Here is a 24,299-nt window from a genome sequence, read left to right on the forward strand (position 1 = left end):
TCCTTTCGTCAAACCCCGCGGCCGGAGGAGGGACGCGGACGCCGTAATCTGCACATCGGACGGCGAGCGAAGACGACAGGAGCACCACCGATGCCCGAGTTCGACTACACCGATCTGCTGCCACTCGGCCACGACGAGACGGAGTACCGTCTGGTCACGGCGGAGGGGGTCCGCACGGTCGAAGCGGCCGGACGCACGTTCCTGGAGGTCGACCCCGAGGCGCTGCGGCTGCTCACCGCGACCGCCGTCCACGACATCTCGCACTACCTGCGCGCGAGCCACCTCGCTCAGCTGCGACGCATCATCGACGACCCCGAGGCCAGCGGCAACGACCGGTTCGTCGCGCTCGACCTGCTCAAGAACGCGAGCATCTCCGCCGGCGGTGTGCTCCCCATGTGCCAGGACACCGGCACGGCCATAATCATGGGCAAACGCGGCAGGCACGTGCTCACCGACGGCGCCGACGCCAAGCACGTCGCGCGCGGCGTGTACGACGCCTACACCGAGCTCAACCTGCGGTACTCGCAGATGGCGCCGCTGACCATGTGGGACGAGCGCAACACCGGGAACAACCTCCCCGCGCAGATCGAGCTGTACGCCGAGGACCCCCACGGCCACCCCGACGAGTACAAGCTGCTCTTCATGGCCAAAGGCGGCGGCAGCGCCAACAAGTCGTTCCTCTACCAGGAGACCAAGGCGGTGCTCAACGAGAAGCGCATGCTCGCCTTCCTGGAAGAGAAGATCCGCTCCCTCGGCACCGCGGCCTGTCCGCCGTACCATCTGGCCGTCGTCGTCGGCGGCACCAGCGCCGAGTACGCGCTGAAGACCGCCAAGTACGCCTCGGCGCGCTACCTCGACTCCATCCCCACGCAGGGCTCGCCGGCCGGCCACGGCTTCCGTGACCTGGAGATGGAGAAGAAGGTCTTCGAGCTGACGCAGCGGCTCGGCATCGGCGCGCAGTTCGGCGGCAAGTACTTCTGCCACGACGTACGGGTCATCCGTCTGCCGCGCCACGGCGCGTCCTGCCCCGTCGCGATCGCCGTGTCGTGCAGCGCCGACCGGCAGGCCCTCGCCAAGATCACGTCGGAGGGGGTGTTCCTGGAGAAGCTGGAGACCGACCCGGCGCGGTTCCTCCCCGAGACCACCGACGAGCATCTGTCCGGCGACGTCGTGACCATCGACCTCAACCGGCCGATGCCGGAGATCCTCGCCGAGCTGTCCCGCCACCCCGTCAAGACCCGCCTGTCGCTCAACGGCCCGCTGGTCGTGGCCCGCGACATCGCGCACGCCAAGATCGCCGAACGGCTCGACGCCGGCGAGGACATGCCGCAGTACCTCAAGGACCACGCCGTCTACTACGCCGGCCCCGCCAAGACCCCCACCGGCTACGCCTCCGGTTCCTTCGGCCCCACCACCGCCGGCCGCATGGACTCCTACGTCGAACGCTTCCAGGCCGCAGGCGGCTCCCTGGTCATGCTGGCCAAAGGCAACCGCTCCAAGCAGGTCACCGACGCCTGCCACACCCATGGCGGCTTCTACCTCGGCTCCATCGGCGGCCCCGCCGCACGTCTCGCGCAGGACTGCATCCGCAAGGTCGAGGTCCTGGAGTACGCCGAGCTCGGCATGGAAGCCGTCTGGAAGATCGAAGTCGAGGACTTCCCGGCGTTCATCGTCGTCGACGACAAGGGGAACGACTTCTTTCAGGACACCACCGGACCGGTGCTCACGATCGGTCGCAGAATCTGACTGATCCTGACAGAAGATCTCAACAAAGAATCGGCATGGCCTCTACAGGCGACGTTGAACAAATCGGTAAGCTGCCACCCATGCGTGCCCCGTCCGGCTACGAGCTGGCCTCGCGATACCGGCTGCTGGAGCCGATCGGCCGTGGCGGCATGGGTACGGTGTGGCGCGCGCACGACGGACTGCTCGGCCGAGAGGTGGCTGTCAAGGAAGTCAGGCTGCCGCTCGTGCTCGACGAGGAACTGCGCGCGGAGTTGTGCGCGCGCACCGAGCGTGAGGGCCGGGCCACCGCGATGGTCGCGCACCCGTCGGTCATCACGGTCTTCGACGTGGTCACCGAGGACGACCGGCCGTGGATCGTCATGGAGCTGCTGCACGCGCAGTCCCTCGACGAGCTGGTACGGCAGCAGGGGCCGCTGCCGCCGCGCCGCGTGGCCGAGATCGGCCACCAGGTGCTCGGCGCGCTGCGTGCCGTCCACGCCAAAGGCATCCTGCACCGCGACGTGAAACCCAGCAACGTGCTGGTCACCGAGGACCGCGCGGTGCTCACCGACTTCGGGCTCGCCGCGCTCGAAGGCGACACCTCCATCACACAGGCCGGCATCGTGCTCGGGTCGGCCGGCTACATCGCGCCTGAACGGGTCCTCGGCGACCGGGCCAGCCCCGCCGCGGACCTGTGGTCCCTCGGCGCCACGCTTTACACCGCCGTCGAGGGCCGTGGGCTGCACGGCCGCCGTACGGCCGCCGCGGCGCTCGCCGCGCTGACCAGCGGCGAGCCGATCCCCATGGAGCTCGCGGGGCCGCTCGCGCCGGTCCTGCGGGGGTTGCTGCAGATCGACCCGGCGGCCCGGCTGGACGACAGCAGGGCCTCGCTGATGCTCGCGCGTGTCGCCGCAGGCGGCTCCGCCGAGGAGCCTCTTGGCGGGCCGGCCCACCGCGCGTCGCGTCCCACGGCCGCGCGCTCGGTCGGTGCGGCCGCGCGGCCGTCCGCCGGGGGGTCGATGCCGTCCCCGCGGCCCTCCGCCGGCACCACGGCGCCGCGCCGCAGCTCGCACCGTGGTCAGCACCGTGCCGACCGTGCCGAGCGCGCGGTGTACGTGCCGCCGCCGGGTGACGGCGCTCCGGTGGCTCGCGGTCAGCGCCGTTCCATCGAGGGCCTCCACCGCAAACCGTCGGACTCGTCGGCACGCCGCCGCGTCCCCGAGCCGGCGACCTTCCTCGACCGGTTGGTGCGGGTGGTACGGGGGTTGCTGGCGACACTGCGGGGCTGAGTTCGATGCGGTAAGTGCGGCGAAAGCATTTATCTACCCGGAATCGCTATCTTCTTACCCATGCCGGAAAAGCAGCCGCGGGTCCTCGCCGACAGGTACGAGCTGGTGGCCCAGATCGGCCGGGGCACCATGGGAACGGTGTGGCGTGCCCACGACCGGCTGCTCGACCGGGACGTCGCGGTCAAGGAGATCCGGCAGGACACCGGTCTCAACAAGGAGCAGCGGGCCGAGCTGCGCGAACGCATGATCCGCGAGGGCCGGTCGGCGGCGAAGATCACACATCCGTCGGTGGCCGCCGTCCACGACACGATCGTCGTCGACGGCCGGCCGTGGATCGTCATGGAACTCGTCGAGGCGCGCTCCCTTGAGCAGGTCATCGAGGAAGAAGGGCCGCTGCCGCCACGGCTCGTCGCGGAGATCGGCCTCGATCTGCTCGGCGCGCTGGAGGCGGCGCACCAGCAGGGGATCCTCCACCGGGACGTCAAACCCGGGAACGTCCTGCTGACCGAGACCGGCCGGGTCGTGCTCACCGACTTCGGCATCGCCAAGGCCGAAGGCGACGCGAACATCACCAAGACCGGCATGGTGATCGGCTCCCCCGGCTACACGGCGCCGGAACGTGCCAGAGGCGACCACACCGGCACCGAGTCCGACCTGTGGTCCCTCGGCGCCACGCTGTACTTCGCCGTGGAGGGACGGCCCGCGTACGAACGCCGCACGGTCTCGGAGACCCTGGCGGCCCTGATGACCGAGGAAGCCGAACCCGCCACCCAGGCGGGCCCGCTGCGTCCCGTCCTGGAAGCCCTCCTGGAGAAGGACTACACCAGGCGCCTCACCGCCGCCGAGGCCACCACGGTCCTGCGCACCATCGCACGCACCCCGGCCCGGCCCACCACGTCCAACGGCACCGCCGCACCGACCGGCCGTCCCGCCACCCCCGGCCCCAACGGCGGCCGACCCACCGCCACCCCGGGATCCGGCAGCGGCCGACCCGCCACTTCGCCGGGATCCGGCAGCGGCCGTCCCGACGCCACCCCGGGATCGGACGGCGGCCGATCCGCCACCACCAAGCCGGGGACCAAGGCAACCGCCAAGCCAGGCGCCAAAGGCCTGGACACCCCTACACCGCCGGTCACCCGGCCCGCCGCGTCCCCCGCGACGGACGAACCTGAGGACGTCGACCCGAACCAGACGATCACCGTGATCCGTCCCAAAGGTGGCCTGCGCATCCCCGCGCCGCCTGCGGACGACGACGAGCCCACCATGATCGGCCTACCCCCGGTGACCTCGTCGCCTCCTCCTGCCGCACCGCGCTCCGCCGCGTCCGCGCCACCCGGCGCCGCCTCGGCCCACCCCGCCGAACCCCGCTCCTCGGCCTCCCCCGGCCAGAACACGACCGCACGTCCCCCGGCACCCGGCAAGCCCTCCGCCGGACGTCCCACCACGCCGGTCTCCCCCCGGCGTTCGCCGTCCCCGCCGCCGCCTCCTCCCGCACGCACCCAGGGACCACCGGCGCGCTTCGGCCCCCGTCCCCCCACAGTGGGCCCCCTCCCCGTCCCCGCCGACGCGCCGGCCTCCCGTCCCACGTCCCGTCCAGACGCACCCGCCGGACCTCGTCCCGCCCCGCCGCCTTCCACCGGCCCTCGTCCCACCCCGGCGCCGTACGGCCAGGCCGCGTCCTCCCCCGCACCCCCCGGTCCCGCGGCGGCCCAGCCGTACGGTGACCCGGGACAGGAGCTCCACACCATGCGGGACCCGGGGAGCGGGCTCGGCACGGACCTGTTCGCCTTCCAAGGGCCCGCGGCGCCACGGACCAGCAGCCCCGTCGGCATGATCGTGCTGGTGGTGATCGCGCTCCTCGGCCTCGGCACGATCATCATGCTGGCCGCCGCCGCGCTGTCGAGCGCCAGAGCCGGCTCCAGCGGCCCCGCCGTCACCACGTCCGGCCAGGCCACCGGCGGAGCCGCCTCCGGGGCCGCCACCGTCTCCGACGCCGTGTCCGCGGAACCGGCCGCCGGCCTGCGCCGCCACACCGACAGCTCCGGCTACGTGATCGACGTGCCGACCTCCCTGCAGGACGCCACCCGCGGCCGTACCGTCACGTTCACCGCCGACGGCGACCCGCGCACCGTGCGCGTCAGCCGGTCCCCCGCCGGCAGCACCGACATCCTCGCCACCGTCCGCGCGGCGGAGTCCCGCGCCGTCGCCGCCGGCACCTACCCCGGCTACCGCCGCCTCGCGCTCGACCTCACCCGGCCCACCCCGTACACCGGCACCGACGTCGCCGACTGGGAGTTCACCTACACCGGCGCGAGCGGCCCGCTGCGCGTCCTCTCCCGCTGGGTCGCCGTCCCCGGCGGCTCCAGCTACGCCATCTACTGGACCGCTCCGGAAGCCGCCTGGCGCACCCACAGCCCCCAGCTCACCGCCGTACTGTCCTCCTTCCGGCCGGTACGTCCCGACGCACCCGGCGGTTCCTAGTCCACCCCGGGCCGGCGCACCCGGCGGCGCCAGCGGCAAGACTGGAGGTATGGACGATTTCCGCATCGAACACGACTCGATGGGTGAGGTACGGGTCCCCGCCGCCGCCAAGTGGCGCGCGCAGACGCAGCGGGCCGTGGAGAACTTCCCCGTCTCAGGCCGCGGACTCGAACCCGCGCACATATCGGCCCTCGGCCTGATCAAGGCCGTCGCCGCCGAGGTGAACGGCGAACTCGGCGTCCTGCCGCAGGACGTCGCGGAAGCCATCTCCGAAGCCGCCACCGACGTCGCGGAAGGCGAATGGAACGGCGAGTTCCCCGTGGACGTCTTCCAGACCGGCTCAGGCACGTCGTCCAACATGAACGCCAACGAGGTCGTCGCCACCCTCGCCGAGGAACGCCTCGGCCGTCCCGTCCACCCCAACGACCACGTCAACGCCTCCCAGTCGTCCAACGACGTCTTCCCCACGTCCATCCACGTGGCCGCCATGGTCGACGTCGTCTACGAACTCCTGCCGGCCCTGGACCACCTGGCCGTGGCCCTCCGCCAGAAATCCGTCGAGTTCGACAAGACCGTCAAAGCCGGCCGCACCCACCTGATGGACGCCACCCCCGTCACCCTCGGCCAGGAATTCGGCGGCTACGCCACCCAGGTCGAGAACGCCGGCCTGCGCATCCGCGCGACCCTCCCCCGCCTGGCCGAACTCCCTCTCGGCGGCACCGCCGTAGGCACCGGCATCAACACCCCACCCGGCTTCGCCGCGAAAGTGATAGAGAAACTCAACGAAGCCACCGGCCTCCCCTTCACCGAGGCCCGCGACCATTTCGAGGCCCAAGGCGCCAGAGACGCACTGGTCGAACTCTCCGGCCAGCTCAAAGTGGCAGCCGTCTCCATCAACAAAATCGCCAACGACCTCCGCTGGATGGGCTCTGGCCCCCGCACCGGCCTGGCGGAGATCAACCTCCCCGACCTCCAGCCCGGCAGCTCCATCATGCCCGGCAAGGTCAATCCCGTGGTCCCCGAAGCCGCCTGCATGGTCGCCGCTCAGGTCATCGGCAACGACGCCGCCATCACCTTCGCCGGCGCCTCAGGCACCTTCGAACTCAACGTCATGATGCCGGTGATGGCCCGCAACATCCTGGAATCCATCCGCCTGCTCACCACTGTGAGCCGCCTGCTGGCCGACCGCTGCGTCCACCACCTCACCGCCAACCCCGACCGCCTCCGCGAATACGCGGAAAGCTCCCCCTCGATCGTCACCCCCCTGAACCGCCACCTCGGCTACGAGGAAGCCGCCGCCATAGCCAAACAATCCCTCAAGGAACGCAAAACCATCAAACAGGTCACCATAGAACGCGGCCACCTGACCTCCGGCAAACTCACCGAACAACAACTGGACGCCGCCTTGGACGTCCTGAACATGACCAGCCCCCCCAAGACATCATAAAGGTGACTTTCTGCTTTTCACTGATCTACGCACGGTGATGGTCCTGGTCTCGGTGTCGACTGGCTTGTTGCCGTACGACGGTGCAGACTCGGGGTGTGGAAGGGGAACCGATGAGCGCGCTCCCTTACGAAGGGTGGCGTGACCCGCGAAGCGAGCGGACCCACCTGGTGCCGCTCCCCGCGCACCCCGGGCCGTACACCGTCGAGGACTGGCTCGCGCTTCCTGAGACCAAGGAGCGCGTCGAGCTCATCGACGGGAGTTTCGTGGTGAGTCCCGCCCCGCGACCGACCACGCCTTGTGCGCGCAGCGCCTCGTCCGCATCCTGCTGGACGCCGCGCCACTGGACCTGGAAGTGATCGAAGGCCCCAACGTCCAGGTCGGTGAAGAGGGCTTCATCCCCTGACCGAGGCCCGCCCCGGCCGTCCCCTGTCCCTGACAACCCCGTTCGCCGTCACCTTCGACCCGGCCGACCTGACCGGTCCGCGACGCCGTCATTGAATCGCCAGTCGATCAAAGCCGGTGGGACTGCGGGCAATGTTCTCCCACCACACCGACGCGGCCTCACCCGTCGACTGGTCGCCGAACTTATGCCGGTCTCCCTAGGAGCGCGACACTCGTTTTTGGGCCACATCGACAGATTTTTGTCGTAGGTAGCGCCGGAACTCATCGGTGGCCATGAGGTCCTCGTACAATGGATTATTCCGGAACCTCTGCTCCAGGGCAGCGAATATCGTTTCAGCGGAGACTGTGGCGCGAGTTCGAGTCAGCGTTCCACCCACCACTCCGTTGATCTGTTTCATCAAAGAGGACACGTTCTCCTCGGGCCTCGCCGCCGTGAGGGCCCGTCGGAGCATCTCTGTCGTGGTCACCGACGTCTGGAGTGTCGCGGGAAGAGGTTCGGTGACACTGAGTTGATACCACCTGATCAGGCTGCCTTGATGCGGATGCCTACCAGAGAATTTGGCGAGCTGACTGTAGTCTTCGGCCCCTGGTGGCACGTACGTACCGGTACTGACAACAGCGTGATCCAGGCCCGGTACCAGGAACACATAGCCCGGTAGCAACACACGTCGCAGTGCGAGGATCCCGGCGGAAGCGGAGACATCCGCCTGCGCGACGGCGTCCAAGATCTCCGGAGCTGGTAAATATTGATCCTGAAACTGAGCGAGAAACGAATCTGGTAGCAAGATGTGCGAGGCGAAGCTGTTCGCCTCGGCTTCTTCGGTGCCGAGGGCCGCTCCACCTGGATTCGGTATCGAGGCACATTTTTTACCCGTGTGCCAGTAGCAGACGATATGCCCCAGTTCATGGGCGAAAGTGAACCGCTTACGACGGGCCGGTACGTTCGCCTTGATGTACACCCGAGGGCGAGACTGATTGCCGCCGAAGATGGCGAAGCCGTCACAGTCTTGAGTCCACTCATGTTGTTCTACGTCTGAGTACTCTCTAAGTACCTGCTCGATGTTCACAGGCGGTTTGAGTCCGTGACGCTCGACAAGCAGTGCAGCGAGCTTTTCCGGTGTGGTCACTTCAGGCGATACGACCCGTAGAGCGCAGCCAGTCGAGTACCTCGGTCGCGGCCGAGTCGTTACTGGATCTCGCCGCGAGCGCGAACTCGTTCGCCAGCGTATCCATGGTGATGGGTTCTGGATTCCCATGGTGTGCGGCGAGGATGCCTCTGAGTGACTGCGGACGCTCGACCCACAGACAGTATTCGTCCCAGGACATCCCCAAGAACTCATGGAGGTCTATGTCCTCACCGGACTCGTGCCAGGCGTCAACCCAGTCGTCGATGTCTGTCCATACGGCCTCACCCCGGAGGCATGCCTCGATATATGTGGGTGATTTAGACATCGATCCTCCGTCCTTGTACCGGCTTGCCGATCACGACACCTTCGCAATCGAGGACGCCGATATGTCGTCCTCGCTTGTTGTACACCTCTACATGGCCGTGTTGACTGTCCCACTCGTAGTATTCATCACCCGAGAGGCTCTGCCAACGCATCCTTCCGTTCGGCGCTCCCAGCCGTCTCTGCCTCGCCAGGAACCCTGTCCGGGGCCAGGGGATGATTGTCATCTAGCGGGTGACCTCGATCATCAAGCTGGATGCGACCCTGGCAACATATCGAAACCACGCTACGTGTGCGCGGCGTACCCTTAAGTAACCAAGCTCAATCGATCAAGAGGCCGCTACTGGGGTGGGGGGAGGTAGCGGGTTCTGAGTTTCTGTAGGGCTCGGAGGGTTTGGGGGCCGCCTGGGAGGTGGTTCAGGAGGCGGGTCAGGGCTGAGGGGGGGCGGGTCAGGGATGTGGGGTCTTGGGTGGGGCGGATTCTGGCTCGGCGGGAGCGGGAGAGGTCCATGGCGAAGCGCAGGGGGTGTTCTCTCGCGTCCACCTTCAGGTGGGGGGTCCACAGGCCGGGGGTGAGGTGGGTTTCCGAGGGGATTCTGGCCAGGGGGAACTTTGCTACCAACTGGCCGGGGAAGCGGCCGGGGACGCCGGGTTCGACCAGGGCCGGGACGGTCACGGTGCGGGCTCGGGTGGTGGCCTGGCGGAGGAGGAGTTCGGTCGCGGGGCCGCCGCTCGGGGGGACGTAGGGGACGGGGAGAGCGATGAAGAGTTCGCCGTCGCGGTGGGTGACGGTGGCGCCGGCGGAGACGAGGACTATGGAGTCGGCGAAGGATTTGGGTTCTACGTAGACGCTGAGTTCTCTTTGCTCGGACCAGCAGGGGATGACGAGTTTGCGGGGGTGGCCGGCGAGGACGCCTACGCAGCTGAGCTGGGCTCCTTTGTGGCCGGCGACCCGGGTGCGGGCCTGGTGCGTGCCGCCGCGCATGCGGACGTGAACCTCCCATTCGCCGGGACGCAGGGGCCGGCCGAGCGCGGCGGAGCCGACGTCGAGACGGGCCCGGCCCACGGCCCAGACGCGGACGCGGCCGTTCTCCTCGGCGCGGCAGACCTCGCCGGTGACGGGGATGAAGAAGATCAGGCCGTTGCCGGTGTGGCGGATGTAGACCTCCATGCGGGCCTTGGCGACGGCGTCGGTGACGTCGGCGAGGGCCGGGGGGAGGTTCAGGCCGGCGAGCGGCGGGGTCCACAGGAGGCGGTCACCGGCGGACTCGTACGTCATGGGGTCGCCGGCGGCGTTGACGATCTCCACGGCCAGGTCGAGTGTGAGGATGCTCTCGTCCCAGCGGACGTCGCGGAGTTCGGCGCGCAGGTAGGTGCCGGTGGTGGCCTCGTTGAGGGCCATCAGGCGGCCGAGTTGTCCTGATCTGAGGAGCATGGCCCGGGTGCGCAGGTGGACGGGGAGGTGGCGGTCGAGTTCGGGGGGGAAGCGTTCCAGGGTGAGGTCGCGCAGCGCGGAGAACATGGCGGCGCGGCGGCCGGGGGTGGCGTTCGCCAGGCGGCGGCCACCGAGCGGTCGCAGTACGCCGGTGCGGAACCAGTGCGCGTACAGCCGCTCACGCTGCTCACCGGGGTCGCTGTGGGTGTCGATGACGTCCAGGACGGCACGCAGGCCGGTGGCCCATTCCGCGGGGGTGCTCTGGGGTGGCTGCGGTGGGGCCATGTGGCAGCACACCTGGTCGGCGAGCACGGCGACGACCTTGGCGGTGAGGTAGGCCTTGATGACGAAGGCCTGCTCGGACATCTGGGGTTCGATGTCGGGGAAGCGGATGTCCCTGGTGTCGAGGAACGCGCGGCGGAACAGTTTGTGCGCGGTCGGCAGGCCGAGCAGGCGGTCGCGGAACAGGTCGGCGCGCTCACGGTTGCGGGAGAACGCGCGGGACGGCGGGTCGTCGCCGCGTACCAGGCGGCCGATGAGCACGTCGGCGTCGGTCTCCACGGCGGCGTGGTACATGGCTTCGAGCGCCACGCGTTCCAGCCGGTCACGCCGGCCGAGCAGATAGACGTACTCCCCGCGGGCCACGGCCAGGCCGACGTTGCGGCCGCGCGTCGGGGAGCCGGTGTGCTCCAGGTGCAGCACGCGGACGTTGGGCCGTACCGCGGCGACGGCGTCGAGCCGTTCTCTAGTGCCGTCGTCCGAGTGGTCGTCGGCGAAGATCACTTCGTATTCGTCCGACGGCATCGTCTGCTCGAGCAGCGACCGCACACACGCGTCGAACGCGTCATCGTCCGGGCCTGGTTCGGACACCGGCACCACCACGCTGACCTTCACACCCATGCGGGTCAGCGTGCGCCGCTACCGGGTGAAACACCGTCAGGCTTGCCGAACCCTCAACCAACCCTGACCAAGAGTTCGCGCACGCCTGGCCCGGCTCACGGCGGCAGGTTGACGCCGGGGGCCGCCAGGTCGTGGTACTCGCTACAGGTGTGCTCCCCCATGGCCAGCGGGCCTTTCGAGGTGGTCTGGGTGATTTTGACGGCCCAGATCTCCTCGCTGAGGCGCGCCGTGCAGGTGATCTGTGCCAGCGCCGTACGGGGGAGGCGGCCTGGGCCGTACACGATCACATGGAGGCGCAGGCCGACGGGGTTCTCCGGGTCGTTGCGCACGCCGCGCTCCACGCCGTACCGGCCGAGCACGGTCTGTTCGAGCCGGAAGCCGCCGAGCGCGGTGGCCTCTCTCTGCGGTCTCTGGCCGACCTGGAACAGCGCGGCGAGGACGTCCTGCGCGCCGTCGGAGGCGGTGGGGACGGTACGGGAGGTGAGGCGGCCGTCGCTCAGGAGGTACACGTTGGCGGAGGCGGCGCGTGCGCTGATCACCGGCGCGGAGCCGGCGTCGGCGATGTCTGAGGGGTCCACGCCGCACGCCGCGACGGTCGCGAGGACGGCGGCGAGAGCGGCGGCGCGTGTCGTCATGCGCCGGGTCATGGCCATGGGATCCGGACCGTGAACAGTGTGCCGGGGTCGATCAGCTGCACGTCGATGGTCCCTCCGTGCAGTTCGGCGTTGGCCCTGGCGATGGCGAGGCCGAGCCCGCTGCCTTCGCTGCGCGCGCGGCCGGCCTCCACCTTGTAGAACCGGTCGAAGACGTGCGGCAGCGCCTCCCGCGGTATGCCTTTGCCGCGGTCGCGTACCCGCACCACCAGGCCTTCGGGGGTGGTGCGCGCCGACGCCGACACCGGCGGCGCGCCGTGGGTGAGCGCGTTGCCGATGAGGTTGGCCACGATGACGTCGAACCGCCGCGGATCCACCGAGAACGTCAGCCCGGCCGGCACATTCAGCCGTACCCGGCCCGTCCAGCCGCGGATCTCCAGGCAGTCGGCGAGCGCCACGCCGATGTCGGCGTTCTCCCTGCTCAGCACGACGGTCCCCGAGTCGAGCCTGCTGGCCTCTATGAGGTTCTCGACCAGTACCCGCAGCCGGTTGATCTCGCGGACGACGAGGTCCACGGCTTGGCGCGCGTCCGGAGGCATGCGTTCGGCCTCCTCGGTGAGCATGTCGGTGACCGCGGTCATGGTGGTGAGGGGGGTGCGCAGTTCGTGGGACACGTCGGCCACGAAACGCCGTGACATGGCTTCAAGTGCTCGCAGCTCGGACACGGTCTGTTCGAGCGCGGACGCGGTGTCGTTGAACGTCGCGGTCAGGTGGGCCAGTTCGTCCTGACCGTGCACCGGAAGGCGGGTGTCGAGGCGGCCCGCGCCGAGGGCACGTGCGGCCTCGCCGAGCCTGCGTACCGGCAGCAGCACGCTGCGCGCCGACACCAGCGCGACGGTGAGCGCGAGGGCCAGCGTGATGCCGCCTGCCTGCGCCAGCGCGACCCGCAGGCGGATCAGGACGCTCTCCTCCTCCCTCAGGGAGAGGAAGACGTAGACGGTCATACCGGTGGGCCGTACGGCCCCTGAGCCGGTCACGCGGTACACCTGGGTGCCGATGAGCAGCCACGGCTGGTCGTGGATGATCAGCCGCTGCCGTACCAGCCGCGCCGAGGCCGACCTGCGGAAGTCCTCAGGCACGTCGGCCAGGACGAAGCCGGAGCCCGCGCTGAACCGTTGCTGCTCGCCGTACTGCAGGATCACGTGACGGCCGGGGCCGCCGAGCGAACCCACGAGGTCCTCAAGGTCCCGGTCGGTGATGACGGACGGCGGCCACAGCAGGTCGGGGGTGCCGACCGGCAGCGGGATGCGCTGCAGCACGTCACGCACGTCGGCGGTGGCGCTGTTCTCGGCGCGGTCCAGCAGCGCGCGGCGTACGAGTTGGTAGCCGATGCCGGCCACCAGGGCCGAGGCGGTGACCGCGACCAGGATGAACGTGACGATCAGCCGGCCGCGCAGGCCGGTGGGACGCCACCGGCCACCGGTCATGGCGGGCTGAAACGGTACCCGAAGCCGCGGACCGTGTGGATGTACACCGGCTCAGCCGGCACAGGTTCGATCTTGGCGCGGATGCGCTGCACGCAGGCGTCCACGAGGCGCGAGTCGGCGACATGGTTGTGGTCCCACACCGCGCGCAGCAGGTAGCGGCGGTTGAGCACCTGGCCGGGGTGGCGGACCAGTTCCAGCAGCAGCCGCAGCTCGGTCGGGGTGAGGTGGATCTCACGGCCTTCCAGGGTGACCTTCAGCGCGCCGCGGTCCACCACCAGGTCGCCGAAGCTGATGCGGTCGGCCGACGCGGACTCCAGCCGCCGCAGTACGGCACGGATGCGCGCGTCGAGCACACGCGGCTCGACCGGCTTGACCACGTAGTCGTCGGCGCCGGCCTCCAGTCCGACCACGGTGTCCAGGTCGTCGCCGCGCGCGGTGAGCAGGATGATCGGCAGGGAGTCGAGCCTGCGGATGCGCCGGCACACCTCGACGCCGTCGATGCCGGGAAGCATGACGTCCAGGATGACGATCTCGGGACGGCGTGCGCGTACGTGGTCCAGGGCCTCCTCGCCGGTGGCGTAGGAGGTGACGGAGTGGCCCTGGCGGGTCAGCGCCAGTTCGAGACCCGTGCGGACGGACGGATCGTCTTCGACAAGGAGGATGCCAGCCACCCGAACAGTATTCCGCAGATCCTGGTATGCCCTTCTATGTCATGGAACTGTGACCGGCCACGCACGGTAACCCCACAGTAGAGCGGGCACGCTTGGGTCGTCCGCGCCTCGCTCCGGATTCCACGCCGGTTTGGCCTGCCGATCCGCAGCGCCGCGCGGGCCAGGTGCCGCCCTCCGGCGCGGGGGTCCGGAGGGCGGATCTTCTCCCCGGTGTGACGAAAATCACACTGGGGGAGATATCTGCACGTAACCCCAAGGATTGGTCACTCCAGCACCAAGAGTTAATCAACCGACTTTCACGTATCGGTTGCGAACCACCCCCCACATGACGGCAAGCTCATAAACCGTGAGCTCAGGTCAGCAGGTGCGAGACAGACGGTCGAAGCGCGAGGAGAACGAGCCTCCGCCTCCACCGCGCGGACGCGCGCGCAACGGCTCCCTCCTGACCCCCAAGCGCATCGCGTACATCGCCCTCACCGTCGTCGTCCTCGCCGGCATGGGTGCCTACGCCGTGAAGACCATGAAGGACAACGAAGCCGCCCCCAAGGACGGCCTCACCCTCCCCGAGCTCGCCCGCATGCTCGACAACCCCATGGCCCCCGACCCCAAGATCGACGCACTCAAGGCCGCCGCCGCGCAGGCCCAACGCGCCGAAGCCATCAAGGCCGCCAGAGAGAACCGCCCCGACTTCGACCCGGTCAAAATCGTCAAGAAGGCCCCCGGCGGCGCCGGCTTCGACCCCGCCGCCTTCCCCCCCGGCTCCCGCCCCAACCCCGGCAGCAACAAGGCCCTCGGCCAGCAGATGGCCGCCGCCAGAGGCTGGTCCGCCGAATGGGGCTGCCTGGAGAAGCTCTGGGACAAGGAATCCCACTGGAACGAACGCGCCATGAACCGCAGCAGCGGCGCGTACGGCATCCCCCAGTCCCTCCCGGGAAGCAAAATGGCCAGCGCCGGCGCCGACTGGCAGACCAACCCCGCCACCCAGATCAAGTGGGGCCTCGGCTACATCGCCGGCCGCTACAAGTCCCCCTGCGGCGCCTGGGCCCACTCCCAGTCCGTCGGCTGGTACTGACCCGCGCTCTCACCCTGCCGTCGTTCCCGCACCTCGTGCAGGCACTCACGCGGACAGGATGATGAAGCCAGGTATGTGGGCCGGTCTGACCACCGTGAAATCCCTGATGTCGACAGTGAAGACCTCAGGTAGGTGAAACCGTTCCGCAAGCGCGACCACCGATGCGTCGGCTGATCCCAACGGGAGATCCGCGTAACGTTCCACCAGATCAGAGACCCGGTCGAGGTCGTCCGGCGTCAGGTCCACGAGTTTGAGGCGACCGAAACGTAGTGAGCGCAGGAACGCGGCTTCGACCTTCGCGCCACCGAGACGTCCGAGCATGTAGCATGCCTCGGCGGCCACGAAGCTTGGGATCAGAAGATCGCGTCGCTCCCTGTGGAGCCGTTCGAAGATCCTCCTGCAAGCGGAATGCTTACGGTCATTGGCAATGGCCGCAGCCACGATCGGACCGGTGTCGACAACAATCACGCCTCACGACCGTACTCCTCCCGGAGGAACTCCTCAGCACGTTCCGCATAGTCATCGCGACCGGCCGTGATCGAACCGAACCACGCCGGCGGCCACTCCTCACCCTGGTCGTCTTCGTTCGGACGCACCAGACGCAGAGTGTGAGCACGCACCTCTCGCATCTGGTCCGGCGTCAACCGGTCCACCAAGCGGTGCAGCTCTTCGTACTCCTCCGGCACTGCGGTCATAGCTCAAGTGTAGGCATCCGCCTGCACGACGCTCCTGTAACAGGCTGACTGTGAGCGCAAAAGACCTGCCACCACGTCTGTGAAGCAGTCTGCGAGCCGACCGACAGGGCTGGATGTGCGCTCTCGCACAGCATCAGCCGTGAGCGAGTAACCGACCGCGCAGACCGGACACACGGATCGGATCGTTGAGGCGGCGCAGAGACCTCACAGCCCGAGTACCGACCGGGGCCCATTGCAACAGTCGTTGACGCCAGGTGACGTTTTCCTCGTCGTGATGTCAATCGGCGGTTGTCAGTAGTGACCGCAGATCGCGGACGGACGAATTGGATCGCTGGTCGAAGGGGACGGCGTGCAGTACGCGACGTGCGGTCTCCAGGATGGGGACGGTGCGGTTGGCGGCCGGCAGGGCATCGAGCAGCTCCGTGGCCTGCCGGACGCCGCGGGTCACTCCGCCTTGGGTCACCGTGCAGATCGCCTCGTGCAGGTGGATGTTGGTGCGGTACTGGAAAGAATTCTCTGCCGTGACCTTGAGCATATGATCACGAGCGGTGTCGGCTGCGGCTTCGCGGCCGGCTGCCGAATACACCCAGCTCTGCGCGAAGAACAGTTGATCATCCATCCACCAGCCAAGGCGGTCGCCCCTGATGCCGCGCTCTACGAGGTCGTGCAGAGCGCGAAGAGCCGTTGCCGCCTCGTCGTGGCGGCCGAGCATCGCCAGGGCCTTGGCCTTCGCTGCCACGAGTCTGGGCCATGGCGTGGCGATGATCTGTGTGGCGTTGCGGACCAGTGTGAGCACGTCCTCGGGGGCTCGCTGTCCGTAGAGGCCCAAGATGGCCTCCTCTCCTCGGACGAGCAGGCGCACCTCAAGGTTTTGGGAGATGTCAGCCGCCTTGCGGGCTGTGTAACTCCAGCGGATGGCGTCTCCGTGATCACCTGTGCGGGTGAACGCATTGGCCTGTATCCCTGCCAGGAGGGCCGCCACCTGGAACAGGTGGCGTCTGTCGGCATCGGACCGAGGTCGCGCCAGTTGCTCGCGCAGGAAGTACAGGTCGATGCTGAGCTGCTTGATGACCTCCGTCGGCGGACGTGTCCGCAGGGCATGCAGGTGAGCCGTAGCGGCGGCATCCCAGTCTTCCGGAGTGCGGTGCGCGTTCGCGGCAAGGTCGATCAGTTGGCGGAGTGGCTCAGGGGAACCGACAGCACCGACTCCCACGCCTGCGGCCAATTGCAACAATCGTCGGCGTTTCGTGGGGTCCTCCTCATCGCCGTGATGGACATTGTCCAGATTATGTGACTTGTTGGCTTTGGCAATGAGGCGAGGGTTATCTGGGTTTTGGTCAGCACGTTTACCGGTGTGCATCGCTGCGATAAGTGCGCCGTCGGCGTTTAGTGCTCTGTCCAGGGACTCGGCTACCCGGGGTGAAGGTCGTTTGCGGTCTTTCTCCAGGTCCCAGACGTGGCTCAGGCTCACTGTCGCGCGTCGGCCGACCTCGCGTAACGGCAGGTCTCCGCGTAGGCGTCGCAGTACCTCGCCGAACGTCTCGCCGGCTTCGTCCATCAGCACGCACCCTGCCTCGTCCATGTCCGCCGTTCGCCGGTTACGAGCGGAACGACAGCGGACGCGATTCTCTGGACCGGACTACTCCTGGTGACAACGCTAGTCCTGACAGCCGGAGGGGCGGGTGTGAATTCGTTTATCTGGCTTGTCGTTCATTGATGATCCGCGACGTCGATGCTGGCGGATTGTCGCGCTCGTCCGGTTAGAAGGGAGTATTTCCGTGGATGATCTCCCAGTTGTTCGGTCTTCTTTGTTCCGGCTTCGCCGTGAACACATCGCATCGCCTTTGACTCACGGAGCATCGATGCCATCGACGCAGGACGGCGGTCTTCGTACCGTCTGCTGGGACCTGTCCGACGATCCGGCCATGATCGGCAAGGCGCGGGCCATGGTGAGGGAAGTGGTTGCCTCCTGGGGTCTGCTCAGCCTTGCTGACGATGTGGTCCTGGCTGTCGGCGAGTTACTCGCGAACGCCGTCACCTACGGCGAGGCGCCGATCCGGGTGTCGCTGTGGCTCGGGAAGGACGGCCTGTGCGTCCGCGTCACCGATCACGGTCCTGAACGGCCCCGTCACCTGCACCTTGACGTCGAAGCCGTGCACGGCCGAGGCCTCGGCATCGTCGCCGCGCTCGCCGACGACACCGGGGTCGCCGCGCTTCCTGACGGGCCTGGCAAGACGGTGTGGGCTCGATGGCTGCTCGCCGGTCACGACCCTGGCGGCCTTGGCCGGCGGTGAGGGGAGGTTGCTCCGGGTGCGCTGTGAAGCGGGACCGTGGTCGGAACGGCCGTGTGGGAACTCCGTGCGGGGACTCTGTGGGGACCACTTGCGCCGGATCACCTGTGCGGGGACCGTCCGGGGCCCTCTGCGTGAGGATCTGTGGGTCGGCATGGAGTACCGGCATCTACTCGCCGGCCGGGCTCTCGACTGGCCCCGGCCGCGCGGGGAACTCCACGTCGACATGGAATGGTGAGGGGTTGGGTGGGCCGGTCACTTGGGGTCGGCCGTCTCGATGGGTGGGCATTGACCACAACAGCCACAAGGGGTTTCCCCGAAGAGGCACAAGCCTCTTGAAGGCTCCAGACAGGACCGTCACGACGCCGGAGAGTCGGCGACAAAGCAACACTGGCAGGTCAGAGTCGTACGGCCGACTGCGATCGTACGGCGGCCTCTGGGTCGGCATGGAGTACCGGGACCTACCCGCCGGCCGGGTCCTCGGCTGACCGCGACTGCGCGGGGAACTCCACGTCGACATGGAGTGGTGAGGGGTTGGGTGGGCCGGTCACTTGGAGTCGGCCGACTCGATGGGTGGGCATTGACCACAACAGCCACATGGGGGTTTGATCCCGAGGCGCAAGCCTCTTCGGGGTTGGCGGAACGAGGTCGTTCGACGGCTGAAGCGACAACGCAGCAGTAGCGGCTCGGAGCCCGTACGGCCGGTTGGCGACCGTACGGAGGCGCCGGATTCGCCGTACCACATCCCGCCGCGTCGGCGCCGGAAAGCGGCTCGACGTGGCGGGTGGAGGGTGGCCGGTCGGACGGCGAGTCCCCTCCGACCACCCGTTCCTCAGACCGGTCCGCAGATCACTGCCACTCAGACCCGGTCCGTCAGTCCCGCGATCAATCAGGCCCGGTCCGTCAGTCCCGCGATCACTCAGGCCCGGTCCGTCAGTCCCGCGATCACTCAGACCCGGTCCGTCAGACCCGCGATCACTCAGACCCGGTCCGTCAGAACCGCGATCACTCAGGCCAGTGCGTCGGGTCGCGGCGTGCCGGTCAGATCGACAGGTCCTCCAGCATTTCGGTGACCAGGGCCGCGATCGGGGAGCGTTCGGATCGGGTCAGGGTGATGTGAGCGAACAGGGGGTGGCCCTTGAGTTTCTCGACCACGGCTACTACGCCGTCGTGGCGGCCTACGCGGAGGTTGTCGCGTTGGGCTATGTCGTGGGTGAGGACTACTCGGGAGTTGGCGCCGATTCTGGAGAGGACGGTCAGCAGGACGCCGCGTTCCAGGGATTGGGCCTCGTCGACGATCACGAAGGCGTCGTGGAGGGAGCGGCCGCGGATGTGGGTCAGGGGGAGGACTTCCAGCATGCCGCGGTCGAGGACCTCTTCGATGACCTCGGGGGTGGTGATGGCGCCGAGGGTGTCGAAGACGGCCTGGGACCAGGGGCTCATCTTCTCGTTCTCGGAGCCGGGGAGGTAGCCGAGTTCCTGGCCGCCTACGGCGTACAGGGGGCGGAAGACGACGACCTTGCGGTGCTGGCGGCGTTCGAGGACGGCTTCCAGGCCGGCGCACAGGGCCAGAGCGGATTTGCCGGTGCCGGCGCGGCCGCCCAGGGAGACTATGCCGACCTCGGGGTCCATGAGGATGTCGAGGGCGATGCGCTGTTCGGCGGAGCGGCCGTGGAGGCCGAAGACCTCGCGGTCGCCGCGGACCACGCGGACCGACTTGTCGGGGAGGACGCGGCCGAGGGCGGAGCCTCTGGCGGACAGCAGGCGCAGGCCGGTGTGGGTGGGGAGCTCGCGGGCTTCCTCGATCTCGGCGGTGCCGGCCTCGAACAGGGTCTCGACGTCCTCGGTGGTGACCTGGAGCTCGGCCATGCCGGTCCAGCCGGATTCCACGACGAGGTCGGCGCGGTACTCCTCGGCGGCGAGGCCGATGGACGCGGCCTTGACCCGCATCGGCAGGTCCTTGGACACCAGGACGACGTCGAAGCCCTCGGCGGCCAGTGAGCGGGCCACGGTGAGGATGCGGGTGTCGTTGTCGCCGAGCCGGAAACCGGCGGGCAGGATCGCGGGATCGCTGTGGTTGAGCTCTACCCTGATGGTCCCCTCGCCGATCGGCATGGGCTCGTCCAGCCTGCCGTGCCGTACCCGCAGGTCGTCGAGGAAACGAAGTGCCTTCCTTGCGAAGTATCCCAGCTCTGGATGGTGCCGCTTGGCCTCCAGCTCTGTGATGACGACGATCGGGAGGACTACCTCGTGTTCGGCGAAGCGGCTCACCGCCGCCGGGTCGGCCAGGAGGACAGAGGTGTCCACAACGTAGGTGCGCTTGGCTGATTCGCCTTCGCGCGAGGTCGTGGACGGGTTGCTAGAGGACACTGCCACGCGTTCTCCCCCGGGCGCCGAACTGCGGCGCCCTGCCAGATGAGGTGGTGAACGGACCGGGCCCGGTGCCCCACCCCCACCCGCGCGAGGCGGTGCCGGTGCCCGGCCCTCCTCGCACGAACGCGACGCAAGGGCGGACCCTTTCCCGAAGTAGGCCGTATGAACTGCCTACTCCTTACGGTACGTCGTGAACTGCCACTACCCAACAGCCGGTGCATGGCGAGGTAGGGGTGTTCACGCGGAGTTTCAGTTGCCGTACCGCCGGTGCCGCGCGGCGTAGGACCGCAGTGCTCGCAAGAAGTCGACCCTGCGGAAGTCAGGCCAGTAGGCCTCGCAGAAGTAGAACTCGGAGTGGGCACTCTGCCAGAGCAGGAATCCGGAGAGTCGCTGCTCTCCCGAGGTCCGGATGAGGAGATCCGGGTCGGGGAGGCCGCGCGTGTAGAGATGCTCCGCGATGTGCTCGACGTCGAGGACCTCGACGAGTTCCTCGATGCTCGCGCCCTTGCTGGCGTGCTCCTGGAGGAGGGAGCGCACCGCATCAGCGATCTCACGCCTTCCTCCATACCCAACTGCAACGTTCACAATCAGCCCAGGCCGCCGTGATGTTACTTCTTTCGCATCTTTCAGGATGCGGGCCGTACGATCGGGCAAAAGGTCCAAGGCACCCATCGGGTTGACATGCCACCCACCGGCCACCAGGCCGCGCACGGTGTCTTCGATGATCTCCATCAGCGGGTCGAGCTCCTGCTTGGGCCGGGTCATGTTGTCGCTCGACAGCAGCCACACCGTGACGATCTCGACCCCGGCCTCGCGGCACCACTCCACGAGCTCGGAGATCTTGTCGGCGCCTTTCTGGTGGCCGTGGCTGACGTCGGCCAGCCCCATGGCCCGGGCCCAGCGGCGGTTGCCGTCCACGATGACGCCGACGTGCCGGGGGATCTGGTCCCCGGACAGCCTGGCCTCAAGCCTGCGCTCGTACAGCCGGTACACGAGATCGCGCACGCCGCCCATGGAGGCCTCCCCTTCACGCTCTCGCGTCGACATCGGTAATTATCCCGTGCCCCGGCGTATGCCCGCCCCGTTCTCGCCGTACCGCACGAGGGGGACGGCCCTCGGCCGGCGTCCCCCGACGCCGGCCGCGCGTCGTCAGCCCAGCCGTTCCACCAGGGTGTGGTACTCCTCCCACAGGCCTTCGGGGAGGTGGTCGCCGAAGGTCGCGAAGTGTTCAGGAATCAGTTCGGCCTCCTGGCGCCAGGCGTCGCGGTCCACGGTCAGCAGGGTCGCCAGGTCCTCGTCGGCGATGTCCAGGCCCTTGGTGTCGAGCGCCTCCGCAGGCGGCAGCAGCCCGATCGGGGTCTCGACGGCGTCGGCCCGGCCGTTGAGCCGTTCGACGATCCATTTGAGCACCCGGCTGTTCTCGCCGAACCCCGGCCACAGGAAGCGGCCCGAGGCGTCCTTGCGGAACCAGTTGACGTAGTACAGGCGCGGCAGCGTGCCCGGCTTGGCCGAGGCGCCGACCTTCAGCCAGTGCGCGAAGTAGTCACCCATGTTGTAGCCGCAGAACGGCAGCATGGCGAACGGGTCGCGGCGCAGCTCGCCGACCTTGCCCTCGGCCGCCGCCGTCTTCTCCGAGGCGATGTTCGCGCCGAGGAACACGCCGTGCCGCCACGAGAACGACTCGGTGACCAGCGGTACGGCCGTCGCGCGGCGTCCGCCGAACAGGATCGCCGAGATCGGCACACCCTTGGGGTCGTTCCACTCGCGCGCGATGATCGGGCACTGGCCGGCCGGGGTGGTGAAACGAGCGTTCGGGTGCGCGGCCGGGTCCGGTGAGTCAGGTGTCCAGGAGCGGCCACGCCAGTCGGTGAGGTGAGCGGGGGGCTGATCGGTCATGCCTTCCCACCAGACGTCGCCGTCGTCGGTCAGCGCGACGTTGGTGAAGATGCTGTTGCCCCACAGCGTCTTGATCGCGTTGGCGTTGGTGGTCTCACCGGTGCCGGGTGCGACGCCGAAGAACCCCGCCTCGGGGTTGATCGCGTACAGCCGGCCGTCCGCGCCGAACCGCATCCACGCGATGTCGTCGCCGATGGTCTCGACCTTCCAGCCGGGGATGGTCGGCTTGAGCATGGCGAGGTTGGTCTTGCCGCACGCCGAGGGGAACGCCGCCGCGACGTACCGGGTCTCGCCGCTCGGCGGGGTGAGCTTGAGTATCAGCATGTGCTCGGCCAGCCAGCCCTCGTCCCTGGCCATCACGCTGGCGACGCGCAGCGCGTAGCACTTCTTGCCGAGCAGCGCGTTGCCGCCGTATCCCGAGCCGTAGGACCAGATCTCGCGGGTCTCGGGGAAGTGGCTGATGTACTTGGTGTCGCTGCACGGCCACGGCACGTCCTCCTGGCCGTGAGCCAGCGGCATGCCGACCGAGTGGACGGCCTTCACGAAGTCGCCGCGCTCCTCGATGAGGCGCAGCGCCTTCTCCCCCATGCGCGTCATGATCCGCATGGACACCGCGACGTACGGCGAGTCGGTGATCTCCACGCCGAGCTGGGAGATCTCACCGCCGAGCGGCCCCATGCAGAACGGCACGACGTACATGGTGCGGCCACGCATGCAGCCGTCGAACAGCTCGGCGAACGTGGCGCGCATCTCGTCCGGCGCGATCCAGTTGTTGGTCGGCCCGGCGTCCTCGGGCCGCTCCGAGCAGATGAACGTGCGGTCCTCGACACGTGCGACGTCGGAGGGGTCTGAGGCGGCGTGGAAGCTGTTGGGCCGCTTGGTGAGGCGGGTGAACGTGCCCTGCTTGACCAGCAGGTTGGTGAGGCGGGTCCACTCCGCCTCCGATCCGTCACACCATTCGACACGGTCGGGCCGGGTCAGCTCGGCGATCTCCCGGACCCACGCGACGAGCCCGGCATGCGTGGTGGGGGCGGTCATCTCGGTTGACACGGACACAGGTCCGACTCCTTACTCTCAGGCCAGTCATCATTAACGACATGCGGGCCTGAATCCAATTGGCGTAGACCAGTCAATGAAACGCGGGTTCAAGAGCATCCCAAAAGAGGAGATCCATGCCCGAGATTTCAGCTCTGTTTCCCGCCTGTGAATTCATGGGACGCTGCCGCCGCCGTCCCAGAGGTCACTCCAGGGGGTGTAGCCGCAGGCAGATGGCGTGATGGTCCGTCGGAGTTTACCCATCTTTTGCCAAGATAAAAGCAAGCGACCCGATCACCTCGGGTGAGGTGGCCGGGTCGCTTCAGCGGATTGGTATAGGCCAGTTCGAATGGTCTAAACCGGTTCGGGAAATGGTTTAAACCAATTCATCAAGAGAGTCCTGGCCCCGCGGACCGCACGCGGTCCACCTGCTGGAGAGCATCACGCAGGTCAGCGAGCCATGTGTCCGTGTGGCTGCCGACCAGCCGCACACACCACGCCAGCGCGTCACTACGGCTCCGCGCCACCCCCGCCGCGACAAGCGTGTCGAGCACCCGCCGCTCGGACTGCCGCAACCGCGTCATGACCGGGATGGACAACGTGGTGAACATCACTGTCTCGTCCTCACACCGCACCCCCCACGACACCTTGCGCCGGAACCGGTGCTCGGCCTCCCTCGCGATCTCGATCCGCCGCTCCCGCGTCTCCTCCCTGAACCGCTGCACATGCCCGTCGATCAACGCGGCCCGCTCCCCACCGGTGGCGTCTCCCGCCGAGGCCGGCACGGGGATGGTCCCGACCACGGCGATCTCCTCCCGGTCGAGCACGATCTCCGGGGAGTCGGTGAACCAGCCGTCGGGGAGTCTGCCGGTGAACCATGAGGTGATGATCGTTTCATCTTTATCCATGTAATGATGATTACACCGCTATGCGGACGGCACAAGACGGCAGGTACTGATCGACTTCTCCGGATACTCCGTGCGAACGCCTTACCGAGGAGCCGGTCATGTCACCGACGTCGTAGCGGTCCGGTGTCGGCTGTGGGTTCTTCCGTTGTCC

Annotated in this window: 21 protein-coding genes; 7 read left to right on the forward strand and 14 right to left on the reverse strand. The window is 68.1% G+C overall.

Annotated features, from left to right (window positions below; translation table 11 throughout):
• Positions 1 to 90 precede the first annotated feature (90 nt).
• The 5 genes from BJ992_RS28595 to BJ992_RS28615 all read left to right on the forward strand — a co-directional run bounded on the left by BJ992_RS28595 (position 91) and on the right by BJ992_RS28615 (position 7,298).
• The gene (locus BJ992_RS28595) at positions 91 to 1,746 is read left to right on the forward strand and encodes a fumarate hydratase (RefSeq protein ID WP_184986251.1); all 1,656 of its coding nucleotides are present in this window, start codon (positions 91 to 93) and stop codon (positions 1,744 to 1,746) included.
• A gap of 80 nt (positions 1,747 to 1,826) precedes the next feature.
• A complete protein-coding gene (locus BJ992_RS28600; RefSeq protein ID WP_184986253.1) occupies positions 1,827 to 3,014 on the forward strand; it encodes a serine/threonine-protein kinase in 1,188 nt (395 codons plus the stop codon).
• 60 nt (positions 3,015 to 3,074) lie between these two features.
• A complete protein-coding gene (locus BJ992_RS32345) occupies positions 3,075 to 5,495 on the forward strand; it encodes a serine/threonine-protein kinase (protein ID WP_221475020.1) in 2,421 nt (806 codons plus the stop codon).
• 49 nt (positions 5,496 to 5,544) lie between these two features.
• Positions 5,545 to 6,942, forward strand: coding sequence for a class II fumarate hydratase (locus BJ992_RS28610; RefSeq protein WP_184986255.1), 1,398 nt, complete (start codon positions 5,545 to 5,547; stop codon positions 6,940 to 6,942).
• 110 nt (positions 6,943 to 7,052) lie between these two features.
• Positions 7,053 to 7,298, forward strand: coding sequence for a hypothetical protein (locus BJ992_RS28615; RefSeq protein WP_184986257.1), 246 nt, complete (start codon positions 7,053 to 7,055; stop codon positions 7,296 to 7,298).
• Between the two features lie 243 nt (positions 7,299 to 7,541).
• Here the strand turns inward: BJ992_RS28615 and BJ992_RS28620 are convergent, their stop codons facing one another.
• The 7 genes from BJ992_RS28620 to BJ992_RS28650 all read right to left on the reverse strand — a co-directional run bounded on the left by BJ992_RS28620 (position 7,542) and on the right by BJ992_RS28650 (position 13,878).
• A complete protein-coding gene (locus BJ992_RS28620; protein WP_184986259.1) occupies positions 7,542 to 8,471 on the reverse strand; it encodes an ImmA/IrrE family metallo-endopeptidase in 930 nt (309 codons plus the stop codon).
• A 1-nt stretch (position 8,472) separates the two neighbouring features.
• Positions 8,473 to 8,796: a hypothetical protein gene (locus BJ992_RS28625; RefSeq protein WP_184986261.1), complete on the reverse strand. Its 324-nt coding sequence runs from the start codon at positions 8,794 to 8,796 to the stop codon at positions 8,473 to 8,475.
• Positions 8,789 to 9,019 (reverse strand): colicin E3/pyocin S6 family cytotoxin, encoded by a 231-nt coding sequence (locus BJ992_RS34595; RefSeq protein ID WP_184986263.1) that lies wholly within the window; start codon positions 9,017 to 9,019, stop codon positions 8,789 to 8,791. Before BJ992_RS34595 ends, BJ992_RS28625 begins: the two co-directional genes overlap by 8 nt.
• 113 nt (positions 9,020 to 9,132) lie before the next feature.
• The gene (locus tag BJ992_RS28635) at positions 9,133 to 11,127 is read right to left on the reverse strand and encodes a glycosyltransferase family 2 protein (RefSeq protein WP_184986265.1); all 1,995 of its coding nucleotides are present in this window, start codon (positions 11,125 to 11,127) and stop codon (positions 9,133 to 9,135) included.
• Positions 11,128 to 11,222: 95 nt separating this feature from the next.
• Entirely contained in the window at positions 11,223 to 11,762 is a 540-nt protein-coding gene (locus BJ992_RS28640; protein WP_184986267.1) for a hypothetical protein, read from the reverse strand.
• A gap of 8 nt (positions 11,763 to 11,770) precedes the next feature.
• Complete coding sequence (locus BJ992_RS28645) at positions 11,771 to 13,207, reverse strand: sensor histidine kinase (protein WP_184986269.1); 1,437 nt, start codon at positions 13,205 to 13,207, stop codon at positions 11,771 to 11,773.
• A complete protein-coding gene (locus BJ992_RS28650; RefSeq protein ID WP_184986271.1) occupies positions 13,204 to 13,878 on the reverse strand; it encodes a response regulator in 675 nt (224 codons plus the stop codon). Before BJ992_RS28650 ends, BJ992_RS28645 begins: the two co-directional genes overlap by 4 nt.
• Positions 13,879 to 14,242: 364 nt before the next feature.
• Between BJ992_RS28650 and BJ992_RS28655 the strand changes: the two genes are divergently transcribed.
• Positions 14,243 to 14,950: an aggregation-promoting factor C-terminal-like domain-containing protein gene (locus BJ992_RS28655; RefSeq protein ID WP_343072908.1), complete on the forward strand. Its 708-nt coding sequence runs from the start codon at positions 14,243 to 14,245 to the stop codon at positions 14,948 to 14,950.
• Positions 14,951 to 14,995: 45 nt separating this feature from the next.
• Here the strand turns inward: BJ992_RS28655 and BJ992_RS28660 are convergent, their stop codons facing one another.
• The 3 genes from BJ992_RS28660 to BJ992_RS28670 form a co-directional block, all read right to left on the reverse strand.
• Positions 14,996 to 15,418 (reverse strand): PIN domain-containing protein, encoded by a 423-nt coding sequence (locus BJ992_RS28660; RefSeq protein ID WP_184986273.1) that lies wholly within the window; start codon positions 15,416 to 15,418, stop codon positions 14,996 to 14,998.
• On the reverse strand, positions 15,415 to 15,645 hold the full coding sequence (locus BJ992_RS28665) for a hypothetical protein (RefSeq protein WP_184986275.1): 231 nt from the start codon (positions 15,643 to 15,645) through the stop codon (positions 15,415 to 15,417). Before BJ992_RS28665 ends, BJ992_RS28660 begins: the two co-directional genes overlap by 4 nt.
• 277 nt (positions 15,646 to 15,922) lie before the next feature.
• A complete protein-coding gene (locus BJ992_RS28670; RefSeq protein WP_184986277.1) occupies positions 15,923 to 17,227 on the reverse strand; it encodes a helix-turn-helix domain-containing protein in 1,305 nt (434 codons plus the stop codon).
• Between the two features lie 280 nt (positions 17,228 to 17,507).
• On the opposite strand from BJ992_RS28670, the gene BJ992_RS28675 reads away from it, so the two are divergent.
• A complete protein-coding gene (locus BJ992_RS28675; protein ID WP_184986279.1) occupies positions 17,508 to 17,939 on the forward strand; it encodes an ATP-binding protein in 432 nt (143 codons plus the stop codon).
• Positions 17,940 to 18,977: 1,038 nt separating this feature from the next.
• Here the strand turns inward: BJ992_RS28675 and phoH2 are convergent.
• From phoH2 to BJ992_RS28695, 4 genes are all read right to left on the reverse strand, one after another.
• Positions 18,978 to 20,306: an RNA 5'-3' helicase PhoH2 gene (phoH2, locus tag BJ992_RS28680; protein ID WP_184989220.1), complete on the reverse strand. Its 1,329-nt coding sequence runs from the start codon at positions 20,304 to 20,306 to the stop codon at positions 18,978 to 18,980.
• A gap of 252 nt (positions 20,307 to 20,558) precedes the next feature.
• A complete protein-coding gene (locus BJ992_RS28685) occupies positions 20,559 to 21,323 on the reverse strand; it encodes an isoprenyl transferase (RefSeq protein WP_246496807.1) in 765 nt (254 codons plus the stop codon).
• A gap of 135 nt (positions 21,324 to 21,458) precedes the next feature.
• Positions 21,459 to 23,243, reverse strand: coding sequence for a phosphoenolpyruvate carboxykinase (GTP) (locus BJ992_RS28690; RefSeq protein ID WP_184989222.1), 1,785 nt, complete (start codon positions 23,241 to 23,243; stop codon positions 21,459 to 21,461).
• A gap of 386 nt (positions 23,244 to 23,629) precedes the next feature.
• On the reverse strand, positions 23,630 to 24,148 hold the full coding sequence (locus BJ992_RS28695; RefSeq protein WP_184986282.1) for a hypothetical protein: 519 nt from the start codon (positions 24,146 to 24,148) through the stop codon (positions 23,630 to 23,632).
• Positions 24,149 to 24,299: the final 151 nt, after the last annotated feature.

This window comes from Sphaerisporangium rubeum (assembly GCF_014207705.1).
Taxonomy (GTDB): Bacteria; Actinomycetota; Actinomycetes; order Streptosporangiales; family Streptosporangiaceae; genus Sphaerisporangium; species Sphaerisporangium rubeum.

What these genes read in the sequence shown, in the direction of transcription:
- BJ992_RS28595 (WP_184986251.1), top strand. Translation starts at nt 91, where the DNA reads ATGCCCGAGTTCGACTACACCGATCTGCTGCCACTCGGCCACGACGAG.
- BJ992_RS28600 (WP_184986253.1), top strand. Translation starts at nt 1,827, where the DNA reads ATGCGTGCCCCGTCCGGCTACGAGCTGGCCTCGCGATACCGGCTGCTG.
- BJ992_RS32345 (WP_221475020.1), top strand. Translation starts at nt 3,075, where the DNA reads ATGCCGGAAAAGCAGCCGCGGGTCCTCGCCGACAGGTACGAGCTGGTG.
- BJ992_RS28610 (WP_184986255.1), top strand. Translation starts at nt 5,545, where the DNA reads ATGGACGATTTCCGCATCGAACACGACTCGATGGGTGAGGTACGGGTC.
- BJ992_RS28615 (WP_184986257.1), top strand. Translation starts at nt 7,053, where the DNA reads ATGAGCGCGCTCCCTTACGAAGGGTGGCGTGACCCGCGAAGCGAGCGG.
- BJ992_RS28625 (WP_184986261.1), bottom strand. Translation starts at nt 8,796, where the DNA reads ATGTCTAAATCACCCACATATATCGAGGCATGCCTCCGGGGTGAGGCC.
- BJ992_RS34595 (WP_184986263.1), bottom strand. Translation starts at nt 9,019, where the DNA reads ATGACAATCATCCCCTGGCCCCGGACAGGGTTCCTGGCGAGGCAGAGA.
- BJ992_RS28635 (WP_184986265.1), bottom strand. Translation starts at nt 11,127, where the DNA reads ATGGGTGTGAAGGTCAGCGTGGTGGTGCCGGTGTCCGAACCAGGCCCG.
- BJ992_RS28640 (WP_184986267.1), bottom strand. Translation starts at nt 11,762, where the DNA reads ATGACGACACGCGCCGCCGCTCTCGCCGCCGTCCTCGCGACCGTCGCG.
- BJ992_RS28645 (WP_184986269.1), bottom strand. Translation starts at nt 13,207, where the DNA reads ATGACCGGTGGCCGGTGGCGTCCCACCGGCCTGCGCGGCCGGCTGATC.
- BJ992_RS28665 (WP_184986275.1), bottom strand. Translation starts at nt 15,645, where the DNA reads ATGACCGCAGTGCCGGAGGAGTACGAAGAGCTGCACCGCTTGGTGGAC.
- BJ992_RS28670 (WP_184986277.1), bottom strand. Translation starts at nt 17,227, where the DNA reads ATGGACGAGGCAGGGTGCGTGCTGATGGACGAAGCCGGCGAGACGTTC.
- BJ992_RS28675 (WP_184986279.1), top strand. Translation starts at nt 17,508, where the DNA reads ATGCCATCGACGCAGGACGGCGGTCTTCGTACCGTCTGCTGGGACCTG.
- BJ992_RS28685 (WP_246496807.1), bottom strand. Translation starts at nt 21,323, where the DNA reads ATGGGCGGCGTGCGCGATCTCGTGTACCGGCTGTACGAGCGCAGGCTT.
- BJ992_RS28690 (WP_184989222.1), bottom strand. Translation starts at nt 23,243, where the DNA reads ATGACCGCCCCCACCACGCATGCCGGGCTCGTCGCGTGGGTCCGGGAG.
- BJ992_RS28695 (WP_184986282.1), bottom strand. Translation starts at nt 24,148, where the DNA reads ATGGATAAAGATGAAACGATCATCACCTCATGGTTCACCGGCAGACTC.